22 protein-coding genes and 1 tRNA gene are annotated in these 17947 nt (G+C 70.5%); 2 read left to right on the forward strand and 21 right to left on the reverse strand.

The window, feature by feature from the left end; translation table 11 throughout:
• Window positions 1–246: 246 nt before the first annotated feature.
• From BLT97_RS25590 to BLT97_RS25620, 7 genes are all read right to left on the reverse strand, one after another.
• On the reverse strand, window positions 247–1101 hold the full coding sequence (locus BLT97_RS25590) for a glycoside hydrolase domain-containing protein (RefSeq protein ID WP_093614171.1): 855 nt from the start codon (window positions 1099–1101) through the stop codon (window positions 247–249).
• A gap of 95 nt (window positions 1102–1196) precedes the next feature.
• On the reverse strand, window positions 1197–2363 hold the full coding sequence (locus BLT97_RS25595; protein ID WP_093614173.1) for a lipid-transfer protein: 1167 nt from the start codon (window positions 2361–2363) through the stop codon (window positions 1197–1199).
• Window positions 2360–2779: a MaoC family dehydratase gene (locus tag BLT97_RS25600; protein ID WP_093614175.1), complete on the reverse strand. Its 420-nt coding sequence runs from the start codon at window positions 2777–2779 to the stop codon at window positions 2360–2362. The genes BLT97_RS25595 and BLT97_RS25600 overlap by 4 nt, the downstream gene beginning before the upstream one ends.
• Complete coding sequence (locus BLT97_RS25605) at window positions 2776–3810, reverse strand: acyl-CoA dehydrogenase family protein (RefSeq protein WP_093614177.1); 1035 nt, start codon at window positions 3808–3810, stop codon at window positions 2776–2778. Before BLT97_RS25605 ends, BLT97_RS25600 begins: the two co-directional genes overlap by 4 nt.
• Window positions 3810–4793 carry a bifunctional MaoC family dehydratase N-terminal/OB-fold nucleic acid binding domain-containing protein gene (locus BLT97_RS25610; RefSeq protein ID WP_425442768.1) on the reverse strand — a complete coding sequence of 328 codons (984 nt, stop codon included), beginning with the start codon at window positions 4791–4793 and terminating at the stop codon, window positions 3810–3812. The genes BLT97_RS25605 and BLT97_RS25610 overlap by 1 nt, the downstream gene beginning before the upstream one ends.
• A gap of 8 nt (window positions 4794–4801) precedes the next feature.
• The gene (locus BLT97_RS25615; protein ID WP_093614179.1) at window positions 4802–5968 is read right to left on the reverse strand and encodes an acyl-CoA dehydrogenase family protein; all 1167 of its coding nucleotides are present in this window, start codon (window positions 5966–5968) and stop codon (window positions 4802–4804) included.
• Window positions 5969–6246: 278 nt separating this feature from the next.
• Complete coding sequence (locus tag BLT97_RS25620; RefSeq protein WP_093614181.1) at window positions 6247–6558, reverse strand: hypothetical protein; 312 nt, start codon at window positions 6556–6558, stop codon at window positions 6247–6249.
• Window positions 6559–6945: 387 nt separating this feature from the next.
• Here BLT97_RS25620 and BLT97_RS25625 point away from each other — a divergent pair, with 387 nt between their 5' ends.
• Window positions 6946–7824 carry a bifunctional DNA primase/polymerase gene (locus tag BLT97_RS25625; RefSeq protein WP_093614183.1) on the forward strand — a complete coding sequence of 293 codons (879 nt, stop codon included), beginning with the start codon at window positions 6946–6948 and terminating at the stop codon, window positions 7822–7824.
• A gap of 56 nt (window positions 7825–7880) precedes the next feature.
• Window positions 7881–7965, forward strand: a tRNA-Ser gene (locus BLT97_RS25630).
• A gap of 142 nt (window positions 7966–8107) precedes the next feature.
• Here the strand turns inward: BLT97_RS25630 and BLT97_RS25635 are convergent.
• The 14 genes from BLT97_RS25635 to BLT97_RS25690 form a co-directional block, all read right to left on the reverse strand.
• A complete protein-coding gene (locus BLT97_RS25635; protein WP_093614185.1) occupies window positions 8108–9517 on the reverse strand; it encodes a tyrosine-type recombinase/integrase in 1410 nt (469 codons plus the stop codon).
• 61 nt (window positions 9518–9578) lie between these two features.
• Window positions 9579–9764: a helix-turn-helix transcriptional regulator gene (locus BLT97_RS25640; protein WP_093614187.1), complete on the reverse strand. Its 186-nt coding sequence runs from the start codon at window positions 9762–9764 to the stop codon at window positions 9579–9581.
• A gap of 431 nt (window positions 9765–10195) precedes the next feature.
• A complete protein-coding gene (locus tag BLT97_RS25645; protein ID WP_093614189.1) occupies window positions 10196–11671 on the reverse strand; it encodes an ATP-binding protein in 1476 nt (491 codons plus the stop codon).
• A gap of 1 nt (window position 11672) precedes the next feature.
• Window positions 11673–12551, reverse strand: a complete 879-nt coding sequence (locus BLT97_RS25650; RefSeq protein ID WP_093614191.1) for a bifunctional DNA primase/polymerase — start codon at window positions 12549–12551, stop codon at window positions 11673–11675.
• A gap of 86 nt (window positions 12552–12637) precedes the next feature.
• Window positions 12638–12811 carry a hypothetical protein gene (locus BLT97_RS38015; RefSeq protein WP_176953893.1) on the reverse strand — a complete coding sequence of 58 codons (174 nt, stop codon included), beginning with the start codon at window positions 12809–12811 and terminating at the stop codon, window positions 12638–12640.
• A complete protein-coding gene (locus BLT97_RS25655) occupies window positions 12808–13212 on the reverse strand; it encodes a hypothetical protein (RefSeq protein WP_093614193.1) in 405 nt (134 codons plus the stop codon). The genes BLT97_RS38015 and BLT97_RS25655 overlap by 4 nt, the downstream gene beginning before the upstream one ends.
• Window positions 13213–13214: 2 nt before the next feature.
• On the reverse strand, window positions 13215–13832 hold the full coding sequence (locus BLT97_RS25660; RefSeq protein WP_093614195.1) for a hypothetical protein: 618 nt from the start codon (window positions 13830–13832) through the stop codon (window positions 13215–13217).
• Between the two features lie 14 nt (window positions 13833–13846).
• Window positions 13847–14041 carry a hypothetical protein gene (locus tag BLT97_RS25665; RefSeq protein WP_093614197.1) on the reverse strand — a complete coding sequence of 65 codons (195 nt, stop codon included), beginning with the start codon at window positions 14039–14041 and terminating at the stop codon, window positions 13847–13849.
• 25 nt (window positions 14042–14066) lie between these two features.
• Window positions 14067–14243: a hypothetical protein gene (locus BLT97_RS38020; protein ID WP_176953894.1), complete on the reverse strand. Its 177-nt coding sequence runs from the start codon at window positions 14241–14243 to the stop codon at window positions 14067–14069.
• A gap of 125 nt (window positions 14244–14368) precedes the next feature.
• Window positions 14369–14620, reverse strand: a complete 252-nt coding sequence (locus BLT97_RS25670) for a hypothetical protein (RefSeq protein ID WP_093614199.1) — start codon at window positions 14618–14620, stop codon at window positions 14369–14371.
• Between the two features lie 141 nt (window positions 14621–14761).
• Window positions 14762–16996, reverse strand: coding sequence for a cell division protein FtsK (locus BLT97_RS25675; protein ID WP_176953895.1), 2235 nt, complete (start codon window positions 16994–16996; stop codon window positions 14762–14764).
• An 83-nt stretch (window positions 16997–17079) separates the two neighbouring features.
• On the reverse strand, window positions 17080–17328 hold the full coding sequence (locus BLT97_RS25680) for a hypothetical protein (protein ID WP_093614201.1): 249 nt from the start codon (window positions 17326–17328) through the stop codon (window positions 17080–17082).
• A 12-nt stretch (window positions 17329–17340) separates the two neighbouring features.
• Window positions 17341–17670 (reverse strand): hypothetical protein, encoded by a 330-nt coding sequence (locus BLT97_RS25685; RefSeq protein WP_093614203.1) that lies wholly within the window; start codon window positions 17668–17670, stop codon window positions 17341–17343.
• A complete protein-coding gene (locus tag BLT97_RS25690; protein WP_143041386.1) occupies window positions 17667–17942 on the reverse strand; it encodes a hypothetical protein in 276 nt (91 codons plus the stop codon). Before BLT97_RS25690 ends, BLT97_RS25685 begins: the two co-directional genes overlap by 4 nt.
• Window positions 17943–17947: the final 5 nt, after the last annotated feature.

The raw sequence follows: 17947 nt of genomic DNA on the forward strand, positions 1-17947 counted from the left end.
GCCGAGGCCGGCGGGCTTCGATGCGCTGGTGCACACGGGTGTGGTCATGGCTCCACGCTAGAAGCGGCCCCGCCCGCGCGGATCGGCCGCAGGGCTTGAAGCCGTGTCCGCCTCAGGTTGTAGGACGGGGGCTGCCCCCACCTCCTGAGGGTGGAGGAGCCGATGACGGTCCCCTCGGGGTCATACCTGAGGCAGAGGGGTCACGGGGCGGGGCGAGGGGGGGGTTGGGCCCGCGTCCCACCGCGCTCAGCGGATCACCGCCACCGGCGCGTGGACCCGGTTGCGGTCGACCTCCAGGGTGCGGCCGCCGTACTTCTCCTTCTTCGGGCCCCGGTACTGGTGGATGCTCGCACCCCGCCACGCGTTCGGGCTCACGCCCGGGATGGGGTAGGCGCGCGGCTTTCCGTTCCAGCGCGCGTACCAGAGGGCGCTCGGCAGGTCCCCGTAACCGGCCTTGCGGGCGCGCTCCATGTGCCAGATGCCGGAGCCGAGGCTGGAGTAGAAGCCGGGCACGTAACCGTGCGCGCGCACCGTGCGGTTCCACGCCCGTACGAAGGTCAGGGTGGGCTTGCGGCACTGCCACTTGTCCATCCGGTAGTTCTCGATGTCGAGGTAGAGCGCGCTGCCCCGCTTCATGCCGAGCGTCCGCGCGCGGCGCAGCGCGTCCCGGCCCTCCTTGCGGCCCTGGCCCCAGGCGTCGCGCCCGATCCGCACCTTCTTCTTGTGCGGTACGAGAACGCACGGCGACTGCGAGCCGACGTACACCGGGAGCACGCTCCAGCCCATCCGGTCGACCTCGCGCAGCCAGTTCGGCGTCAGGTTCGGCTGCTTCCTGCAGAAGCGGCCGCGGCCCCCGAAGTAGACCGCGACCCCGCGGAACTTGGACTTCCGCCAGGCCGACATCGTGCCCAGGGACGGGGTCAGACAGGTGTCGAAGGCCCAGCCGTCGAACACCTTGCCGCGGGCCGCACCCACCGGGGCGGAGGCCGACGCGGATGCGGTGCCTCGGTGATCGGACGCCGGCACCGCCGCCGAGGGCGTGGTCAGCGAGGTCAGGGCCACCAGGACCAGTAGTCCAATGATCAGCTTGGGAGTGCGCATGCACCGAGTGAAGGGCCGCGCCCCCGGCCCCGCCCCGGGGACACGCCCCGGGGCGGGACAGGTTCAGCCGTCCGCGCCCCGGAACGCCGGCGGGTTCAGCCGTCCGCCCCCAGCACAAGCCCCGAGGTCGGCACCCCGGTGCCGGCCGTCACCAGCACGTTCGACGCCCCCGCCACCTGGTTCACGGAGGTGCCGCGCAGCTGGCGGACGCCCTCGGCTATCCCGTTCATCCCGTGCAGATACGCCTCGCCGAGCTGCCCGCCATGGGTGTTGATCGGCAGTGCCCCCTCGGCGACGAAGTCCGCGGCCTCGCCCGGCTTGCAGAACCCGAACTCCTCCAGCTGCATCAGCACGAACGGCGTGAAGTGGTCGTACAGGATGCCGACGTCGATCTGCTCGGGCCGCAGCCCGGAGGTCCGCCACAACTGCCGCGCCACCACACTCATTTCGGGCAGCCCGGTCAGGTCGTCGCGGTAGAAGCTGGTCATGGCCTCCTGCTTGCGGCCCGCGCCCTGCGCTGCCGCCGTGATCACGGCGGGCTTGTGCCGCAGGTCGCGGGCGCGCTCGGCGGTGGTCACCACGATGGCCTGACCGCCGTCCGTCTCCTGGCAGCAGTCGAGCAGCCGCAGCGGCTCGACGATCCAGCGCGAGGCCGCGTGGTCGGCGAGGGTGATCGGCTTCTCGTAGAAGTACGCCGCCGGGTTGTTCGCCGCGTACGTGCGGTCGGTGACGGCCACATGCCCGAAGGCCTCGGGCGTCAGTCCGTACGTGTGCAGATAGCGCTGGGCCGCCATCGCCACCCAGGACGCGGGTGTGAGCAGCCCGAAGGGCAGCGACCAGCCGAGCGCCGCGCCCTCCGCCGAGGGCTCGCGCTGCTGCACACCGGAGCCGAAGCGGCGGCCGGAGCGCTCGTTGAACGCCCGGTAGCAGACGACCACTTCGGCCACCCCGGTCGCGACCGCGAGGGCCGCCTGCTGGACGGTGGCGCAGGCCGCGCCGCCCCCGTAGTGGATCCGCGAGAAGAAGGAGAGGTCGCCGATGCCGGCCGCCTGGGCGACGGTGATCTCGGGGCTCGTGTCCATGGAGAAGGTGACCATGCCGTCGACGTCGGCCGGGGTGAGCCCGGCGTCGTCGAGCGCGGCCCGTACGGCCTCGACCGCGAGCTTGAGCTCGCTGCGCCCGGAGTCCTTGGAGAACTCGGTCGCGCCGATGCCCGCGACGGCGGCCCTGCCGCCGAGGCTGTCCCGGTTGCGCACGCTCATCGGCTCGCCCCTTCCCGCGGCAGCCCCACCGTCACCGTGCCGGTCACGTGCTTGCCGATCCCGTTGGCCCCCACCACCGCGACCTGAGCCGTGCCCTCCGCGACGGAGACGACCTTGCCGGTCAACACCATCGTGTCCCCCGGGTAGTTGGGCGCCCCGAGCCGGATGGCGACCTTGCGGAGCACCGCGTCCGGGCCGAAGTGGTCGGTGAGGTAGCGGCCGACCAGGCCGTTGGTGGTCAGGATGTTCATGAAGATGTCGGGGGAGCCCTTGGCCTTCGCGAGCTCCGCGTCGTGGTGCACGTCCTGGTAGTCGCGCGAGGCGATGGCGCCGGCGACGATCAGGGTGCGGGTGACGGGGATCTCCAGCGGCGGCAGCTCGTCGCCCTCCGCCCACGTCCGCGCGCCGGCACTCATCGCGCACCTCCCTCGGCGCTCACGGCTATCAACTCGCCCAACTCCGAAAGGACTTCGGATCCGCAGCCCAGATACGCCGCGATCTGCCGCCCCCACAGGAAGTGCCGGTGCACGGGATGGTCCAGGTCCGCGCCCATGCCGCCGTGCAGATGCTGCCCGGCGTGCACCACGCGCGTGCCCGCCTCGGCGGCCCACCAGGCCGCGGTGAGCGCGGCCTCCCGGTAGCCGAGCAGCTCGTCGCGGCGCCAGGCGGCCTCGTAGGAGGTGACCCGTATCGCCTCGGTGTCCATGTACGCGTCGGCCGCGCGAAGGAGCACGGCCTGCTTGGCGGCGAGCGGCTTGCCGAACTGTTCGCGTACGGAGGTGTATTCGACGGCTCGGGCCAGCGAGCCCGAGCACACGCCGGCCTGCACTCCGGCGAAGGCGGTCCGCGCGTCGGCGAGCACCCGCTCGTACGCATGGTCGCCGCCGATCCGCTCGGCCGGTGTCCCGTCGAGCACCAGCCGCCCGGCCGACCAGGGCGCGGTCAGCTCCACGTCCTCGATCCGCGCGTCCGCCGCCCGCACCATCCACAGCCTGTGGGCGGCGTCGGCGACCAGGACATGGGTGGCGTCGCGCAGCCACGGGACCCACGGCACCGTACCGGTGAGGGCCGAGCCCTCCGCCCGTACACCCGCGGCCGCAGGGAACGCCCCGGTCGCCACCGCCGAGCCGTCCTCGAACCCGGGCAGCAGCCGCCGACGCTGCTCGTCCGTGCCGTGCGTGTCCACCGCGAGCAGCCCGTAGACGCAGCCGGCCGCGAACGGCACCTGCGCCGTGGTCCGCCCCTGTTCCTCCAGGAGCAGGACGAGCCCGAGCAGCCCGATGTCCCGTACTGCGCCGATGAGTCCGGAGGACCCGAGCGCCTTCCACAGCTCGGCGTCCGTCCCCGTCCCGTTCGCCGCGAGGCGCTCGGGGGTGGAGAGGTCGCCGAAGATCTGCGCGGCCAGCTCCCGCGCGGCCGCCTGCTCCTCCGTGGGCGTGAAGTCCATCAGGCCGCGCTCCCCTCAGCCGAAGCAGCCGCCGGCGACTCCTGCTGGACGGGCCGGAACACCGGCACCTCCAACTCCTCGTCGGCGCGCAGGAATTCCAGTCGTACGGGCATGCCGATCCGCACCTCGTCATGCGGGACGCCCACCACATTGCTGATGATCCGCACACCTTCCGCCAGCTCGATCAGGCCCACGGCGTACGGGGGATCGAAGGCCGGGAAGGGCGGGTGATGCATGACCACGTACGAATAGACCGTGCCCTCACCGCTCGCCTCGACGGTGTCCCACTCCTGGCTCCCGCAGGAGTTGCACCCCGGCAGCCAGGGGAAACGGAGGACCGAGCAGCCGGTGCAGCACTGGATGAGCAGCTTGTGCTGCTCGACGCCCTGCCAGAACCCCGCATTGTCCCGGTTGATCACGGGGCGGGGGCGGCGTACGGGCTTGCCGTCCTTGGCCCCTGACGTCCTCGCCGGGCGCTTGGCGGGCGCGAACTTGAGGATGCGGAAGCGGTGGGTGCCCGCGAGCTCCCCGTTCGCCCGCACATCCATCCGGGTCGTCACGAAGTGGCCGGTCCCGAGCTTGGTGGTCTTCCGCTCCGACACCGACTCGATCACGGCGTCGAAGGTGATCTCGTCGCCGATCCGCAGCGGCCGCAGGTACTCCTGCTCGCAGTCGGTGGCCACGACCGACCGGAACCCGGCCCCGTCGAGCAGCTCGAACAGCTCCTGCTGCGCGGCCGAGCGCCCCTGGTGCCCGCCGAGCCCGCCCATCGTCCAGGCCTGGAGCATGGTCGGCGGGGCGACGGCGTCCGGGCCCGTATACGCCGGGTTCGTGTCGCCCATCGCCTCGCACCAGTGCCTGATCATCGGCTCGTTGACGAGGTCGCGGCCCACTCCGCCCTCGGCGGCGGGCTGCCCCTCGTACGCCTTGAGCTCCTTGAGGAAGGCGTCCTCGTCCACGCCGCCCGCACCGTCGACGTCCAAGGCGCCGCTCACCGCTTCACCCTCCGCATGCCGAGCCGCATCGTGGCGACGATCTCGCGCTGCACCTCGCTCACCCCTCCCCCGAAGGTGTTGATCTGGGCCGCACGGTTCATCCGCTCCAGCTCCCCGTCGCCGAAGACCCCCGGCGACCCGGCGCGGACCGTCCCCGCCTCGCCCGTGATCTCCTGGCACATTCGATACACCTCGACGGCCGATTCGGTTCCCGCGAATTTCACGCCGGAAGCATCGCCGGGCGCGAGCGTGCCGGCCCCGACATCCCCCACCAGACGCCAGTTGAGCAGGCGCGTCGCCGCCAGCCGGGCGTGCACCTCGGCCAGCCGCGACTGCACCCACGGCAGGTCGATCCGGCGTTCGCCGGTCACCGGATCAGGTGTACGGGCGTACGCGAGCGCCTCCGCGTAGAAGTCCTCGGCCTGCATGCCGATCGCGGCGAGCGCGACGCGTTCGTGGTTGAGCTGGTTGGTGATGAGGCCCCAGCCGCCGTTCTCCTCGCCGACGAGGTTGCCGGCCGGGACCCGTATGCCGTCGTAGTACGTGGCCGTGGTGGCGAGGCCGCCCACCGTGTGGATCGGCGTCCAGGAGAAGCCGGGCGCGTCCGTGGGCACGAGGATGATCGAGATGCCCTTGTGCTTGGGGGCGTCGGGGTCGGTGCGGCAGGCCAGCCAGATCCAGTCGGCGTTCTGCGCGTTGGACGTGAAGATCTTCTGCCCGTCGATCACCCAGCTGTCGCCGTCACGCACGGCCTTCGTCCGCAGCGAGGCGAGGTCGGTGCCGGCCGAGGGCTCGCTGTAGCCGATCGCGAAGACGATCTCGCCGCTGAGGATCCGGGGCAGGAAGTAGTCCTTCTGCTCCCGGGTCCCGTACTTCATCAGGGTCGGGCCGACGGTGTTGAGCGTGACCATGGAGACGGGCGCGCCCGCGCGGTAGGCCTCGTCGAAGAACACGAACTGCTCGTCGGGACCGCGCCCTTGGCCCCCGTACTCCTGCGGCCAGCCGAGCCCGAGCCGGCCGTCCCCGCCGATCCTGCGCAGCAGCCGGCGCTGTTCGGCGGGGTCGTCGGCGAGCGCGGTGCGGTCGGGCGGCATCACGTCCCTGAAGTACGCACGCAGCTCGGCGCGCAGCTCCTGCTGGCGCTCGGTTGGGGCGAGGTGCACGGCGGCGGCCTCCCTGACCTCGTACGGGTGAAGGTTTCTGACTGTCCGTCAGATACCGACGGCTGTCAAGGTCCCCGGCACCCGCCGGGACGCCCCGCACACCCCCTCCCGACACTCCCTCCGGACACACCTGTGCGGCGGCACCGAGCCGGTGCCGCCGCGCAGTCCCCTCACCCCCTCGGGCCGGTCAACTCCCCAGGTGACCTCCCGGTGCGACTTTCCAGGTGACTACCGGTGCAACTCCCCGAGTTGCCGCCGGTGTTCGAACAGCCCCGCTGCTACCAGAGCTCGGTGAAGTTGATGTCGACCTTCTCGTTCGACTGGTGGATGGCCGTGAAGGCCGAGCCGTTCACCTGGGCGTTGTTGTTCTGGTTGGAGGCACCGGCGCCGGTGGCCACCTGCTGGTTGGTCGCGGAGTTGCCGTTGTTGTCGTCGCCCACACCGCTGCCGACGATGCTGGCCACGCTCGTGTTCGATCCGTCGTCCGCGAAACCGCCGTTGTCGGCCTGGGCGACCCCGGTGAAGAGTGCGGTTGCGAGGGGCAGGGCGGCGGCAGCGGCGATGATGCGGGCGGTACGGATGCTTGCCATGTCAATTCCTCCATCGACCGGGCGTACCCGGTGGATCAGAACCGGCTGGGCCGGTAAGTGCGGCTTGTGCCCGGACAGTTGGCCGACTGCCTGGGCGATGTGCTCGACGTCGCGAGACCAGAGTTGCCCAGCCGATCCCCGGCGAACCACCCCGGAACGGATCTTTCCCTCGCGAGTGTGAGGACAAGTCGATAAACCTGCACGAACTGAATATCCCCGCAGGTCAGCGCCACGCTGACGCCCCCGGACAGCCGCTCGCCGAACCCCCGCAAGAGACGAAGCGTTCCGCCGCACCCCCACCCGGGCACCCCTCAGCACCCCCGGGCTCACCCATACGAGGCACAGAACCCCCTTCCCTTCTTCGAACATCCGTACGAAAATAAAGCCATGCCCACCTCCGACCGGCAGGCAACGACCCTGGCCCTCGCCCACGCCCTGTCCGCCGCGGAGCGCGGCCTCGCCGTGATCCCGCTCTCCCGAACAAAACTCCCGGCCCTGCGCTCCCCCCACCACGAGGACCCGGTGGACGCGCCCCAGTGCCACGGCGAATGCGGCCGCCCCGGACACGGGGTGTACGACGCGAGCACGGACCCGTTCCGCATCCGCGAACTCTTCGCCGCCGCCCCCTGGGCCACGGGTTACGGCATCGCGTGCGGCCTCCCCCCGCACCACCTGATCGGCATCGACCTGGACACGAAGTCGGGCACGGACTCCTCGGCCGTCCTGCGCGAGCTGGCCTTACGCCACCTCTTCACCATCCCGCCGACCGTGGTGGTCCTGACCCCGAGCGGCGGCCGGCACCTCTGGCTCTCAGGACCGCCGGACGTCGTCGTCCCCAACTCGGCCAGCCGCCTCGCCCCCGGCATCGACATCCGCGGCGCCGGCGGCTACCTGGTGGGCCCGGGCTCACGCACCGACCACGGCGTCTACAGCACGGCCCCCGGCACCGCCCACCTGGCGCCGGCCCCCTGCCCCCGCACCCTCCTGCGGCTGCTCACACCGCCGCCGCGCACGAAGACACCGCCCGCGGGAGGCCCCTCGCACCAGGGCCGCGGCCTGGTCCACTTCGTCCTGGGCGCCCGCGTGGGCCAGCGCAACACCCGCCTGTTCTGGGCGGCTTGCCGCGCGTACGAGAACGGCATCGGCGACGACCTGGCCCGCCACCTCACGGACGCGGCCGTCCGCACCGGCCTGACCGAACGCGAGGCCCGCGCGACCATCGCCTCGGCGGCCCGCCTCACGGCCGGCCGCAACGAGGCCCTGTAGGGCCCCCACCCTCGGGCCGGTACGCTGTACACGCTCCGGCCCAGGTGGCGGAGCGAGGTGGGTTGCCCGAGCGGCCTAAGGGAACGGTCTTGAAAACCGTCGTGGCGCAAGTCACCGTGGGTTCAAATCCCACACCCACCGCCGCAGGTCAGCGTATGCGCTGGTCAGAAGGGGTGCCCCGATCAACGGAGCACCCCTTTCGCATGCAGGTTGTCTCACCCTTTCTCGCCTGAATCCCACCTCTGACCAGTACGTATGGGCCATCTGTGGGCCAGGATTCGGGCTACTCCCCCTCTTCGAGGGCTGCCGAGATCAGGTTGTTGGCGTGCCCTTGGCCGCCCTTGAGGATCTTCGCGTAGAAGCGGTAGAGCACGGCGATGCTGTGGCCGGCACGAGCGGCGACCTCTGCGGGGTCGACCCCCGATTTGATCCAGAGGGAAACGCCTGCGTGCCGGAGCGAGTACGGCACGGCGGCCAGGTCAGATTCAACCTCCCTGGCGGTGAGCACGGTCTTCCGCGCCACCTCCCACACGTCGCAGTACTCGGTAGACGGCAGGCGCCCGCCTCGGTGGCCGCGGAACAGCCGGCCGTCCTCTGCCGTGCCGTAGCGCGCAATGTGCTCACGGAGCAGGTGCACGAGAACGGGCGGAATCGGCACGGTCCGTGTCGCCCCGATCTTGCGCCGCTTGAGCCCGCGCTTCTCGTACGAAGTCCCTTCCTCGGTCCAGCCACCGCCGACCTCTGGACGGCTCTCCCCAAGAAGGAGCTCGCCCCAGTCCTGCACCGTGTCAGGCGAGTTGGGCGGCAAGGTGCAGTCCGATTCCTTGAGCGCGACCGCTTCACCCGGTCGCATGGCCGCGTAGTACAGGCACCCGAAGAACGCGTGCATGTGCTCGCCACGTGCGCCGGTATCCCGGATCGCTCCGAGCAGCGCGCGAGCCAGGGCCGGTCCCGGGACGTATCGGAAATCGATCTCGTCATCGGTGTCCTGCGGTGTCCAGTCCACCCTGGGGAGCGGGTTCGAGGACAACAACCCCTTCTCCTCCACGGTGTAGCGCAGCACGTTGCTGAGGACCATGCGCTTCCGCCGTGCCGTGTTCTCCGCGGCTGGCTTCCCGTTCAAGCGCAGCGAGAGGGCTTCAAGCGCAGGGCGCAGAAGCGCGGGATCCTCCAGATCCTTCACCTTGCGCGAGTGAGCTGCGATCCAGTCGAGGGCTGACCTGATCTCCGTGGGAGGCTCCTCAACCTCGTGTCGTGGCGCCCACGCGCCGCGTGGCCCGCGAACCGCCCGGAACGCCCACTGGTACAGCGCGGCTCGCAGAACGGCGCTCGCAGGCTCCCCGCGCTTGCTCGTGACGAGTGTGGGCGTAACGACCGCGAGGGCCTCGGCGATGCTCGCTCGGTGCTTGGCGGAAATACGCGGCCATTTCTTGATCACGTACTCAGTGACGTGCTCGTACCACGTTGGCGACGTGCGAGCCATCAACTCCTGCGCGGGGAGCCCGGTTTCCTCATCGAACTGCTGATGGTCGCGGAGGGCAGCCATGAGTTCCGCGCGACGGCCGTCTGCCTGCGGTTTGAGCTTGAAGCTGCGGGAGTGAGGGCGGTCGCCCACGCGCCAGCGCAGCTCCCAGGGCTTCGGCCGACCGGAGCGCTTTCGGATGGACCAGATATCGACGTCGTACGTGAGCATGGCTCTCCAGGCATGAAAAGGGGGCCCGCGCTGGGCGCGGGCCCCGATGGTGTGTGCTGATCTACGCTGCGTCCTGCTCGCAGCGGGCCCACCACGCGTCCAGGTCCGCGCGACTGACGCGGACCTGGCCGTTGGGGAGTTTGTGGATGCGGGGGGCTTGGCCGCGGGCGCGCATGCGGTAGAAGGCCGCGCGGCTCATGTCGAGTTCTTTGAGGACTTCGGCGAGCTTGAGCTTGGGGCTGGGCACGGTCGACTCCTTGGAGGCGTGTGTGTCCGAACTTGGGATTTCTGCGTCACCGCGTCACCTGCGTCACCGATGCCGTCTGACCTGGCGTTTCGCGGTGACGCAGCGGGTGGGGGTGCGTCACCGCGTGCGTCACCTGCGTCATCGAGGGGTGACGCAGATGACGCAGGGTGACGCAGAGAAAGGCCGTCTGCGTCACCCCCGTATCCGCAGGTGGCAGGCGGTTTCCGACCCTCGGGTGACGCAGGTGACGCAGCGTTCCCCTCCTTAGGAAAAAAGAAGGGGAGAAATGTCTGTTCTATGCGCGGGTCAGGGCTTGAAGAAGGGGCCGCTTCGCGGCGCGTCCTTCGGCCGGCGCTGCGCGCCGAACCACAAGAAGAGCACCATCGGCGGTGGTGCCCCGGGTGCTCTTCTTGCTTGTCCCGGCCCGCGGTTCAGCCGAGCGGCGGTTGCTCGTGCTCGGGTTCGGGCGCCGGCCGGGTCATTTCGAGGTAGCGGCCCTCTTTGGTGCGGCCCGCGTCGATGAGGACGCCCCGTGCGGCGAGGGTGGGTTGAAGGCGCTTGAGCCGGTCGGAGAGCACCTTGCCGGTGGTCGGCCAGCCCTTGGGCAGGGGGCGCAGTTCCTCGCCGCTGTAGAGGTCGCTGAGGTGCGCCAGCCAGCCGGTGGATGTCATCCGCTGCGCCTCGCCCTCCTGCATGCCGGCGGCGTGCGTGAGAACGGTCTGCGCGAGCAGGTCGCCTTCGATCACGTCGTCGTTCAGGTCATCGAGGCTGGCCCGATACGCGGCGAGCGCCCCGAGCCCGGTGGCCGCGTCCAACTGCGCGCACAGGTGCGCGAAGTCCGCCATCCGCAGCTCTGTTGGCGTCTCTGCCTCGGCCGCGCGGACCTTGACCGTCAGGTCAAGGAGCGAGCCGAGCACGACGGGGAGGATCTCCTCGTACTCCGCCCACAACTCCGCCTCGGTGCGCCGCACCTTCGGACGCTCAAGTCGCAGCGGCAGGAGCCGTTCGGCAAGGTCCGGCCGGATAACGCCCACGTCGATGCCGGTGAGCAGGAGCGGGCGGCGGTAGCCGACGCGGAACACGTCCCCGTCGGTGAACAGCGCCCGCTTCACGTTCTCCGCGCCGGTCACGATGCAGCACATCGCATCCGACAACGCCGGCGTGAGATGGGAGAGGTTGTCCAGGGCGGTGACCCAGCCCGCGGCCACGGCGGAGATGAGGTTCTCTTCGTCCTTCGGTGCGCGGCGCAGGTCGCCGCTCATGCCTTCGATGATCCGGATCAGCATCCGGCCGCCGGTGGACTTGCCCGCACCTTGCGGGCCGGTGAGGAACGGTGCCGGCACCGGCACGGACGGGCCGAGGCAGCCGACGAGCCAGGCCAGGGCCAGGGACTCGGTGTCGGCGGTGGCGAAGTTACACAGCCGCATTAGCAGGTCGATGCCCTTGCCGTTGGTGTCCTTGACCGGCAACGGCAGTTCTCCGGTGAGCTGAGTGCGCCGCCAGCAGACCTCACGCGGGTCGGGGGTGGCGATGTCCCAGCCGGTGGGGTGGATGCGTACGGACTGGCCGTCGTCGCGGCCCAGGTCCAGCCAGGTGGCGCCGCCGTAGCCGGGGGCGACGCGGATGTGGACGGGCTGGGTGTTCTCGGTGAGGGCGAGTGCTTCGATCAAGTCCAACGCCTCCTTCAGTGCGGTGCCGTTGAAGACGCCGACCCCGTCTTTGAACAGGCCGACCATGAGTTCCTGGCGGTGGCTGCCCGTGGTGCCCTGCGAGCGGATCGGGCGGGCCACGGGGTGGCCGTTCTTCTGCGCGTAGACGGTGCCGTCGACGGTGCGGAAGTACCGGAAGTGGGCTTGGGCGTAGTCGGTGATGAGTTGGCGGGCAGGGGTCTTGTCGTCCTCGGACATGTCACAGTCCCAACCTCGTACGTGCGTTGGCCCACGCCTCCGTGCAGTGCCGCTCGCTCTCGCCCTTGGCGCGTGCCGCGGTGAACAGCCGGGTGATGTGGGCCTCGGTGAGGCAGCCGCATCGGCCGTGCGTGGACAGCACCGCCAGGAACGTGGCGTAGACGGTGTTGTGGACCGCGCTTTGCGCGTCGGTGATGCGCTCGGTAGCCATGGAGATACCGCGCTCGAGATAGGCCGGCGTGCGGTGCGGACACGGCCCACTCCCGCCCGACGCGGAAGCGGCGAGGCCGGTCGGCATGACCACGGCCGGCCTCTTGAGGCCCAGGGCGCGCACGGTCTGCGGCAGCTCGGTGATGCGGCCGGTGCCGGTGCCGAGCCACCGGGCATACGCCATGCGGGACTTGATGTCGACGCCCGGCCGTACGCCCTGAGTTGAGGGCATGGTGCCGGCGTAGATCCAGTGCTGACCGCGCGTGGTCGGCACCACTCGCGTGGGCGGAAGATGCGCCTGCGCCCAGGCGATGGCCTCGGCGTGGTCGAGATCCACCACGGTGAGGCGGATGCCGGCCGGGTGGTAGGCGAGCGCCGCGGTCTGCGCCCACGCGGCAGACCACTCCGCAGAGGTGAGTACGGCGGGATCGGCGGTGGCCGCGGCCCAGCCGTGGCAGGGCCGCGGGCAGGCGCAGGGCCCGGCCTGTTTCATGTTCGGCCGGCCGCCGCACGCGTTCTTGGCACAGGCCGGGCAGTTCCCGAACGGGGCCTTGCCCACGCGCAGCGGCAACACCGGGACACCGCGGGCCGCGAGCTCCAACGCGGTCGCCAACGGGCCGGAAGGATCGGGCTTCAGGCGCCCTGTCCGGGCGGTAATGGCATGAGTCATGCTGGGGGGTACTCCTGTTCTGTCGAAGGGCATGGAGAACCGGGGCGGTCGCGGTCTTTGGCGAGAGGCGACCGCCCCGGGCACAGCTATCGCTCGGGCAGCTCCGTGACGTTCGTCCGGAGGGCGGCCGTCACGTACAGCCGGGTGCGGCCGTCGCGCGCCTCGTAGCGGCGTACGGGGCCGGTGACGAACCCCTGCGCCAGTGCCTCAGTCGCGTCCTCGGTGCGCTCGGGGTCGCAGATGATCCGGATCTCAATCACGCCCAGTCCGCCTCTTCGCAGTCGTCGTCCTCGGTGGTGCCAGCCCATCCGAGCGGGGCGGTGGCGGTGTGCGCGTTGCCGAGGTGTTCGGCGAGGGTCTGGGCAATGAGCGCACTGGAAGCGAGCGCGGAACGCGCTTCGGTGATGTGCCCGTACGTGGTGCCGTGGTCGGCCGTGACGTACCCGGTCTCGTCGCACTCCTTGAGGAATGCGCCGATCTGCTCGAAGGCCTGGGGCAGGCTGTAGGCGAGGCGGTGCAGTGCCCCGATCACGTCGTAGGCGTTGCTCGGATACACCAGCTCGCTCTTGTGGAACTGGGTGGCGTGGTTCAGGTGGCGGATCGCTTCGGCCGCGGCGCTCGCGTGCTCCGCGGGTGTCTTCATCGGGTCGGGCAGAGTCATGATCAGAACTCCTTGGTGATCTCGTCGGATGCGGACGGGAGTTGGGGCAGGCCCGCAGCCGTGAGCGCCGCAGGGTCGAAGGCGGGCTGCCCGGCGCGGTGGATGAGCGCGGTGGCGAGCTGTTCCGCGTACTGGGCGCCGGCGCGGGCGACCTCGATGCGGGATCCGGCCTCGATGGCGGTGACGCGCTCGATGTGGGCGTGCTCTTCTTGCCGTTCGGTGCGCTCGCGCTCGAAGGCCACCTGTTCGCGGCGGTCGGTGCGCCACAGGCGGGCGGTGCAGCAGTAGGCGAGGATCGTGGCGAGCGCCCACAGCAGCAGCGGCAGCGCGATCCCGTCCGAGTACGCGGCCACACCGGACAGGGCGAGCGCCCCGGAGGTGGCGTAGCCGGTGGCGGCGAACGCGGGCTCACCGAGCCGGGTCATGGCGGTACCGGCCGCGGCGGCGCCGACCGCGAGGACGGTCATCAACGACGCTCCCCCGAGGTCGTGTTCGGCGCCGTTGGCGTTCCAGATCCGGGCCAGGATCAGCACCGTTGAGGTGGCGATCGCGGGCGCCGCTTTGGGGGCGGCGAGGGCGAGCCAGTGCTTGGCGACGATCGGTTCAGTGAAGGTGCTCACGGTGGTGCCTCCGTTCAGGAATCGATGTCGCGGAGGGTGTCGAGAAGGGAGCTCACGCCGTCGTTGATGGTGGTGCGGGCTCCGGTGTCGGCGAGGTAGAAGCCGAAGAGGATGAGGATTACGGCGGCGACGCCGCCGACGGCCTTGAACTTGAGCAGCACCGCCGCAGCGATGCCGAGGACGAGCACGAGCGAGACGGTGATGGCCACGAGATGGCCTCCCTTCGGGAGCGGGTCAGTGGGGCCCGATGCGGCGGTGCATCTGCCGGGCCAGGGCGTGCAGTTCCTCGATCAGCTCGGCCGTGCGGGGCTCGGCCGCCGGGGCGTTGAAGTACGCGCTCGCCTCGTCCTCGATGAGGACCAGTTCGGGCCCGTGGGCGGAGTCGGTGATGTGCTCTGCGTTGTGGTCCATGGCGTGGCTCCTTCAGCAGTGCTGGACGGTGGGCGGCGGGGGCGCGGGTGCGGTGTCGGTGTCCTCGTAGCAGCCGATGGCGACGCCGAGGGCGATGAGGGCGAGCAGCGTGAAGCGCAGGCCGGTCATCGGGTGCCGTCGCGGTAGGTGGCGGCCCAGAGGTTGTAGAGGTGGCGGCCGACGCGTATGCGCTTGCCGGTGGTCTTGCAGCGGACGCAGTCCTTGCCGCGCTTGACGATGCCGCGGCGGTTGGTCTTGGTCTTGAAGCCGAGGCCGCGGCAGCGGCGGCAGTCCCCGAACGGGGAGACCGCACACAGCAAGCAGTAACAGAGGGTGAGGGCGAACAGGCAGGCGATAGCGGCCAGTTCGAAGGGCATGACGGGGCCTTCCTGGCGGGTTTCTGGGGTTTGCGCAGGTGGGCCGCTATCGTCTAGCGGCCTGATCAAGGGCGGTTTTGGGGGCTAGCGGAGGGTCTAGCGCTAGAGGGCCGTGCCGCTAGCGCTAGACCCGATCCGCACTCAGCCCGCGGACCGCTTTCCGTTACGCTCCGCAATCGCCTCGGTGATGTGGGAGCGGGTGAAGCCGGTGCGGTTGACGGTCTTGCCGTTGATGCGGCGGGCCACCTGGCCGGTGGCCACGCCGTACGGCTTGAGCGCCGTGGTGAGCTGCGCGGCCTTCTCCGCGGGCTCCTGCTCGGACCACGGCCCGTAGATGTCGGGCCGCAGGTCGGCGAGCCGGTCCACGGTCACGTCGTTCCACGCCTTCAGTTCCTTCTCCGGCGTGACCGCGAGCACGTCCGCGAGCAGGTCATACGCGGGCGTGACCTGCTCCGGCTCCTCCCCGAGCGCGTGCCCGGACAGCAGGCCGGCGCGTTCGCGGGCCTTGCGGGCCCGTGCGGCGATGGCGTCGGCGGTGGGGCCGTCGATGTAGACGGAGCGGACGATCCGCGCATCCGAGCCTTCACCGACGAAGTAGTGGATGCCCTTGTCACCCCAGGCGAACATGGTCGCCCGCACGCCGCGCTTGTACGCGGACGTGCCCAACACCATGTCGTTCTCCAACTGCCCCATGACCTTCAGGCACCAACGCGCGGACGCGTTGGCGGAGATGCCGGTGGGCAGCGCCTTCGCGTCCGGCCGCTGGGTCGCGGCCAGGAACACGATGCCGGTCGCCGGACCACGCTTGACCAGGTCAGTGGCGATTTCCTCGAACTCCTTGCCGTGCTCGGGGTGCTCGAAGAGAACCTGGCACTCATCTACCCCGACCACGATCGGGTGCAGCCCCAGCGACTTCTTGGACGCCAGCTCGCTGGTCACCTTCGACTCAGGGCAGATGTCCCGCGGCAGGGACCGGATCACCTTGGTGCGGCGACGCAGCTCCTCACGCAGCGCACGGAAGTCGGCGAGCGCGTACTGAATCGACTCGTCGTCATCCCCCGCGGCGTGGCGGTGCGAGACCGCGTTGCCGACCGGATCCAGGTCGCCGGTGCCCTTCATGTCGTAGGTGTGCAGCTCCGCCCGCGGGTCCAACGCCGCAATCAGCAGCAGCAGGCGCAGCAGGAACGTCTTGCCCATGCGCGGGATCGCGCCGATCACGCCCGCGATGTACATGAGCGTCACCGCGACCCAGCGTCCACGCTGGTCAGTGCCATAGGCGACCGGCTTGAACAGATCCACCGTGCCGCCCGAGAGCAGCGGCCACTTGGGCTGCTTGGCCTTGGACATGTCCTGATCCCCGACCCACAGGACGAGCCGGGCGGTGTGCTCATCCGGCACCGCCTCCGGCCACACGCACCCGAGCGGCCGGCGCAGACCCGAGGCGAGCCGCTCGCGCCGCTCGATGATGTCCGTGACCGTCACGCCGTAGGGCAGATCACCCTCCGCACGCCAGCCGGGCCCGTCCCGGGTGATGGGGGCGGTGAACTCCAAGCCGGGCTTGCCCTTGGCCTGCGCCTGGTTGATCGGCGCGATCCCGAGCGAGCCGAGCGCCCGCAGCACAATGTCGCTGGTGAGCTTGGTCGCCTGCGGAACTTCCACAGCCCTGTGGATGACCGGATCATCCGCGCGCCGGCCGTTGAAGCCGAGCGCCATCACCAGCGCCCCGACCGACACCGCCTGAAGCCAGCCGGGCGCCAGCACGTATATCGCCAGCGCCGCACCGAGCCCGACGAACAAGGACAGGGCCGTGATGAGAGCGCGGAGCTTGACCCGACCGTCCCTCTGCCTGGACAGCTTCAGGTACTCGGCCGCATCCTCACGCCGCACCGCGGCGAGTCGGACCGGCTCGCCCTCGCGATCGGCCACCCACCGCATCGTCGACCCGACGAACCGAGCGGCCCCAACCGGGGCCTGAAGCGTGAGCCGGGCGGCGTAGACCGGGGAGCGCAGCGCGTGATAGCCCACGGAGTGCGCGTAGTGCTTGGCCACCCACGCGGTGGCCGTCTTCAGCTCGCTGGTCGAGCGCAGCCAGGGCGGGATGACATCCCGGCGCCGGGCGCCCATCAGCCGACCGACATAGCCGGGCCCGGCCGCCTTCACGTCTGGCGAGTCGACCATGACCCGTCGGCTCGGGTCGCCCGACTCAAGGTCGGCGGAGTCGGCCGACCGGTCGGCGCCCGAGTCGGCCGACTCCGCGCGCGCCGATCGGGCCGACTCCAGGTCGACTACCTTCGCGCCCGGGTCGGCCGACTTCTCCGCGGCCATCTCCGCTTCGAGTCGCTTGAAGAATTCAGGGTCGTCATCGGGGTGCTTCACTGGGGTGTCCTTCTCTGTGAGGGATAGGGGCCCGGCCGTCGCTGTAGGAGGTGGGCGGCCGGGCCCCGTTGTGGGGCAGTCGGTCAGGCAGTGCTGGACAGGCAGCGGGAGCACTGGTGTGCCGGCACGCTGGCCAGGGCGGTGTAGAGGTGGGCGCCGCAGAAGTAGCCGCCGCACCCGTACTCGTCGCCGCCCGGGATCGCGCCGCACAGGTAGGCGAGGCCGCGGTCAATCTGCTCGCTGCACTCGGGCTCTTCGCAGGTCGCTTCGACGCTGTATCCGGCGTCGATCTCCTCGCCGTTGCGGTGCACGGTGTAGAGGGCGTAGCCCATAACGGGCCTCCTTCAGTCGACTTGTTCGGCGGCGGTGGGCAGTTCGATGTGGTTCGGGAACTCCCACAGGCAGACCACGTCGTCGGCGTGGTCGGGGTGGCTCGTGTCCGTGGTGCGCGTGTAGGCGACCGTGAGCGGCATGCCCTCGCGGTCCGTCGTCGGGTAGGCGCGCACGTCGTAGCGGTAGGCGAGGCGCTTGCTGAGCTGGAACCGGGCGTAGCTGGCGGGCATCGAGCCGCGCGCGGCGGGGCGGTAGTTCGTCAGCCGGACTACGCCGACGTGCCCCGGCGGCAGTGGCTTGGGGCGGCGGCGCAGCAGAGCGCGCAGGCGCCGGGCGCTCATCGGGATTGCTCCTCACGGAGCGGTGCCGAGCAGGTGGGGCAGCGTCCGAGGGTGGCCAGCCTGCGAGCCAGGTCGAATCGGCGCAGCGCGTAGGAGAGCGTCAGCAGTCCGCTGGACGCCGTCCCCGCCCCCGCCCCTATGACCAGATCAACCGGGACGCGGTGGGCGTGCAGCTCGGTGCTGATCCACACAGCCGGGGTCAGCACGACGAGCAGCAGGACAGACTCGACAAGGAGCCGAGCGGTGCGCGGTGCCATGAGGCGAACTCCCATCGGAT

It is taken from the genome of Streptomyces indicus (genome assembly GCF_900100315.1).
GTDB classification, from domain to species: domain Bacteria; phylum Actinomycetota; class Actinomycetes; order Streptomycetales; family Streptomycetaceae; genus Streptomyces; species Streptomyces indicus.

Coding starts and splice junctions, on each gene's coding strand:
- BLT97_RS25590 (WP_093614171.1), bottom strand. CDS start 1,101: ATGCGCACTCCCAAGCTGATCATTGGACTACTGGTCCTGGTGGCCCTG.
- BLT97_RS25595 (WP_093614173.1), bottom strand. CDS start 2,363: ATGAGCGTGCGCAACCGGGACAGCCTCGGCGGCAGGGCCGCCGTCGCG.
- BLT97_RS25600 (WP_093614175.1), bottom strand. CDS start 2,779: ATGAGTGCCGGCGCGCGGACGTGGGCGGAGGGCGACGAGCTGCCGCCG.
- BLT97_RS25605 (WP_093614177.1), bottom strand. CDS start 3,810: ATGGACTTCACGCCCACGGAGGAGCAGGCGGCCGCGCGGGAGCTGGCC.
- BLT97_RS25620 (WP_093614181.1), bottom strand. CDS start 6,558: ATGGCAAGCATCCGTACCGCCCGCATCATCGCCGCTGCCGCCGCCCTG.
- BLT97_RS25625 (WP_093614183.1), top strand. CDS start 6,946: ATGCCCACCTCCGACCGGCAGGCAACGACCCTGGCCCTCGCCCACGCC.
- BLT97_RS25635 (WP_093614185.1), bottom strand. CDS start 9,517: ATGCTCACGTACGACGTCGATATCTGGTCCATCCGAAAGCGCTCCGGT.
- BLT97_RS25645 (WP_093614189.1), bottom strand. CDS start 11,671: ATGTCCGAGGACGACAAGACCCCTGCCCGCCAACTCATCACCGACTAC.
- BLT97_RS25650 (WP_093614191.1), bottom strand. CDS start 12,551: ATGACTCATGCCATTACCGCCCGGACAGGGCGCCTGAAGCCCGATCCT.
- BLT97_RS25655 (WP_093614193.1), bottom strand. CDS start 13,212: ATGACTCTGCCCGACCCGATGAAGACACCCGCGGAGCACGCGAGCGCC.
- BLT97_RS38020 (WP_176953894.1), bottom strand. CDS start 14,243: ATGGACCACAACGCAGAGCACATCACCGACTCCGCCCACGGGCCCGAA.
- BLT97_RS25670 (WP_093614199.1), bottom strand. CDS start 14,620: ATGCCCTTCGAACTGGCCGCTATCGCCTGCCTGTTCGCCCTCACCCTC.
- BLT97_RS25680 (WP_093614201.1), bottom strand. CDS start 17,328: ATGGGCTACGCCCTCTACACCGTGCACCGCAACGGCGAGGAGATCGAC.
- BLT97_RS25685 (WP_093614203.1), bottom strand. CDS start 17,670: ATGAGCGCCCGGCGCCTGCGCGCTCTGCTGCGCCGCCGCCCCAAGCCA.
- BLT97_RS25690 (WP_143041386.1), bottom strand. CDS start 17,942: ATGGGAGTTCGCCTCATGGCACCGCGCACCGCTCGGCTCCTTGTCGAG.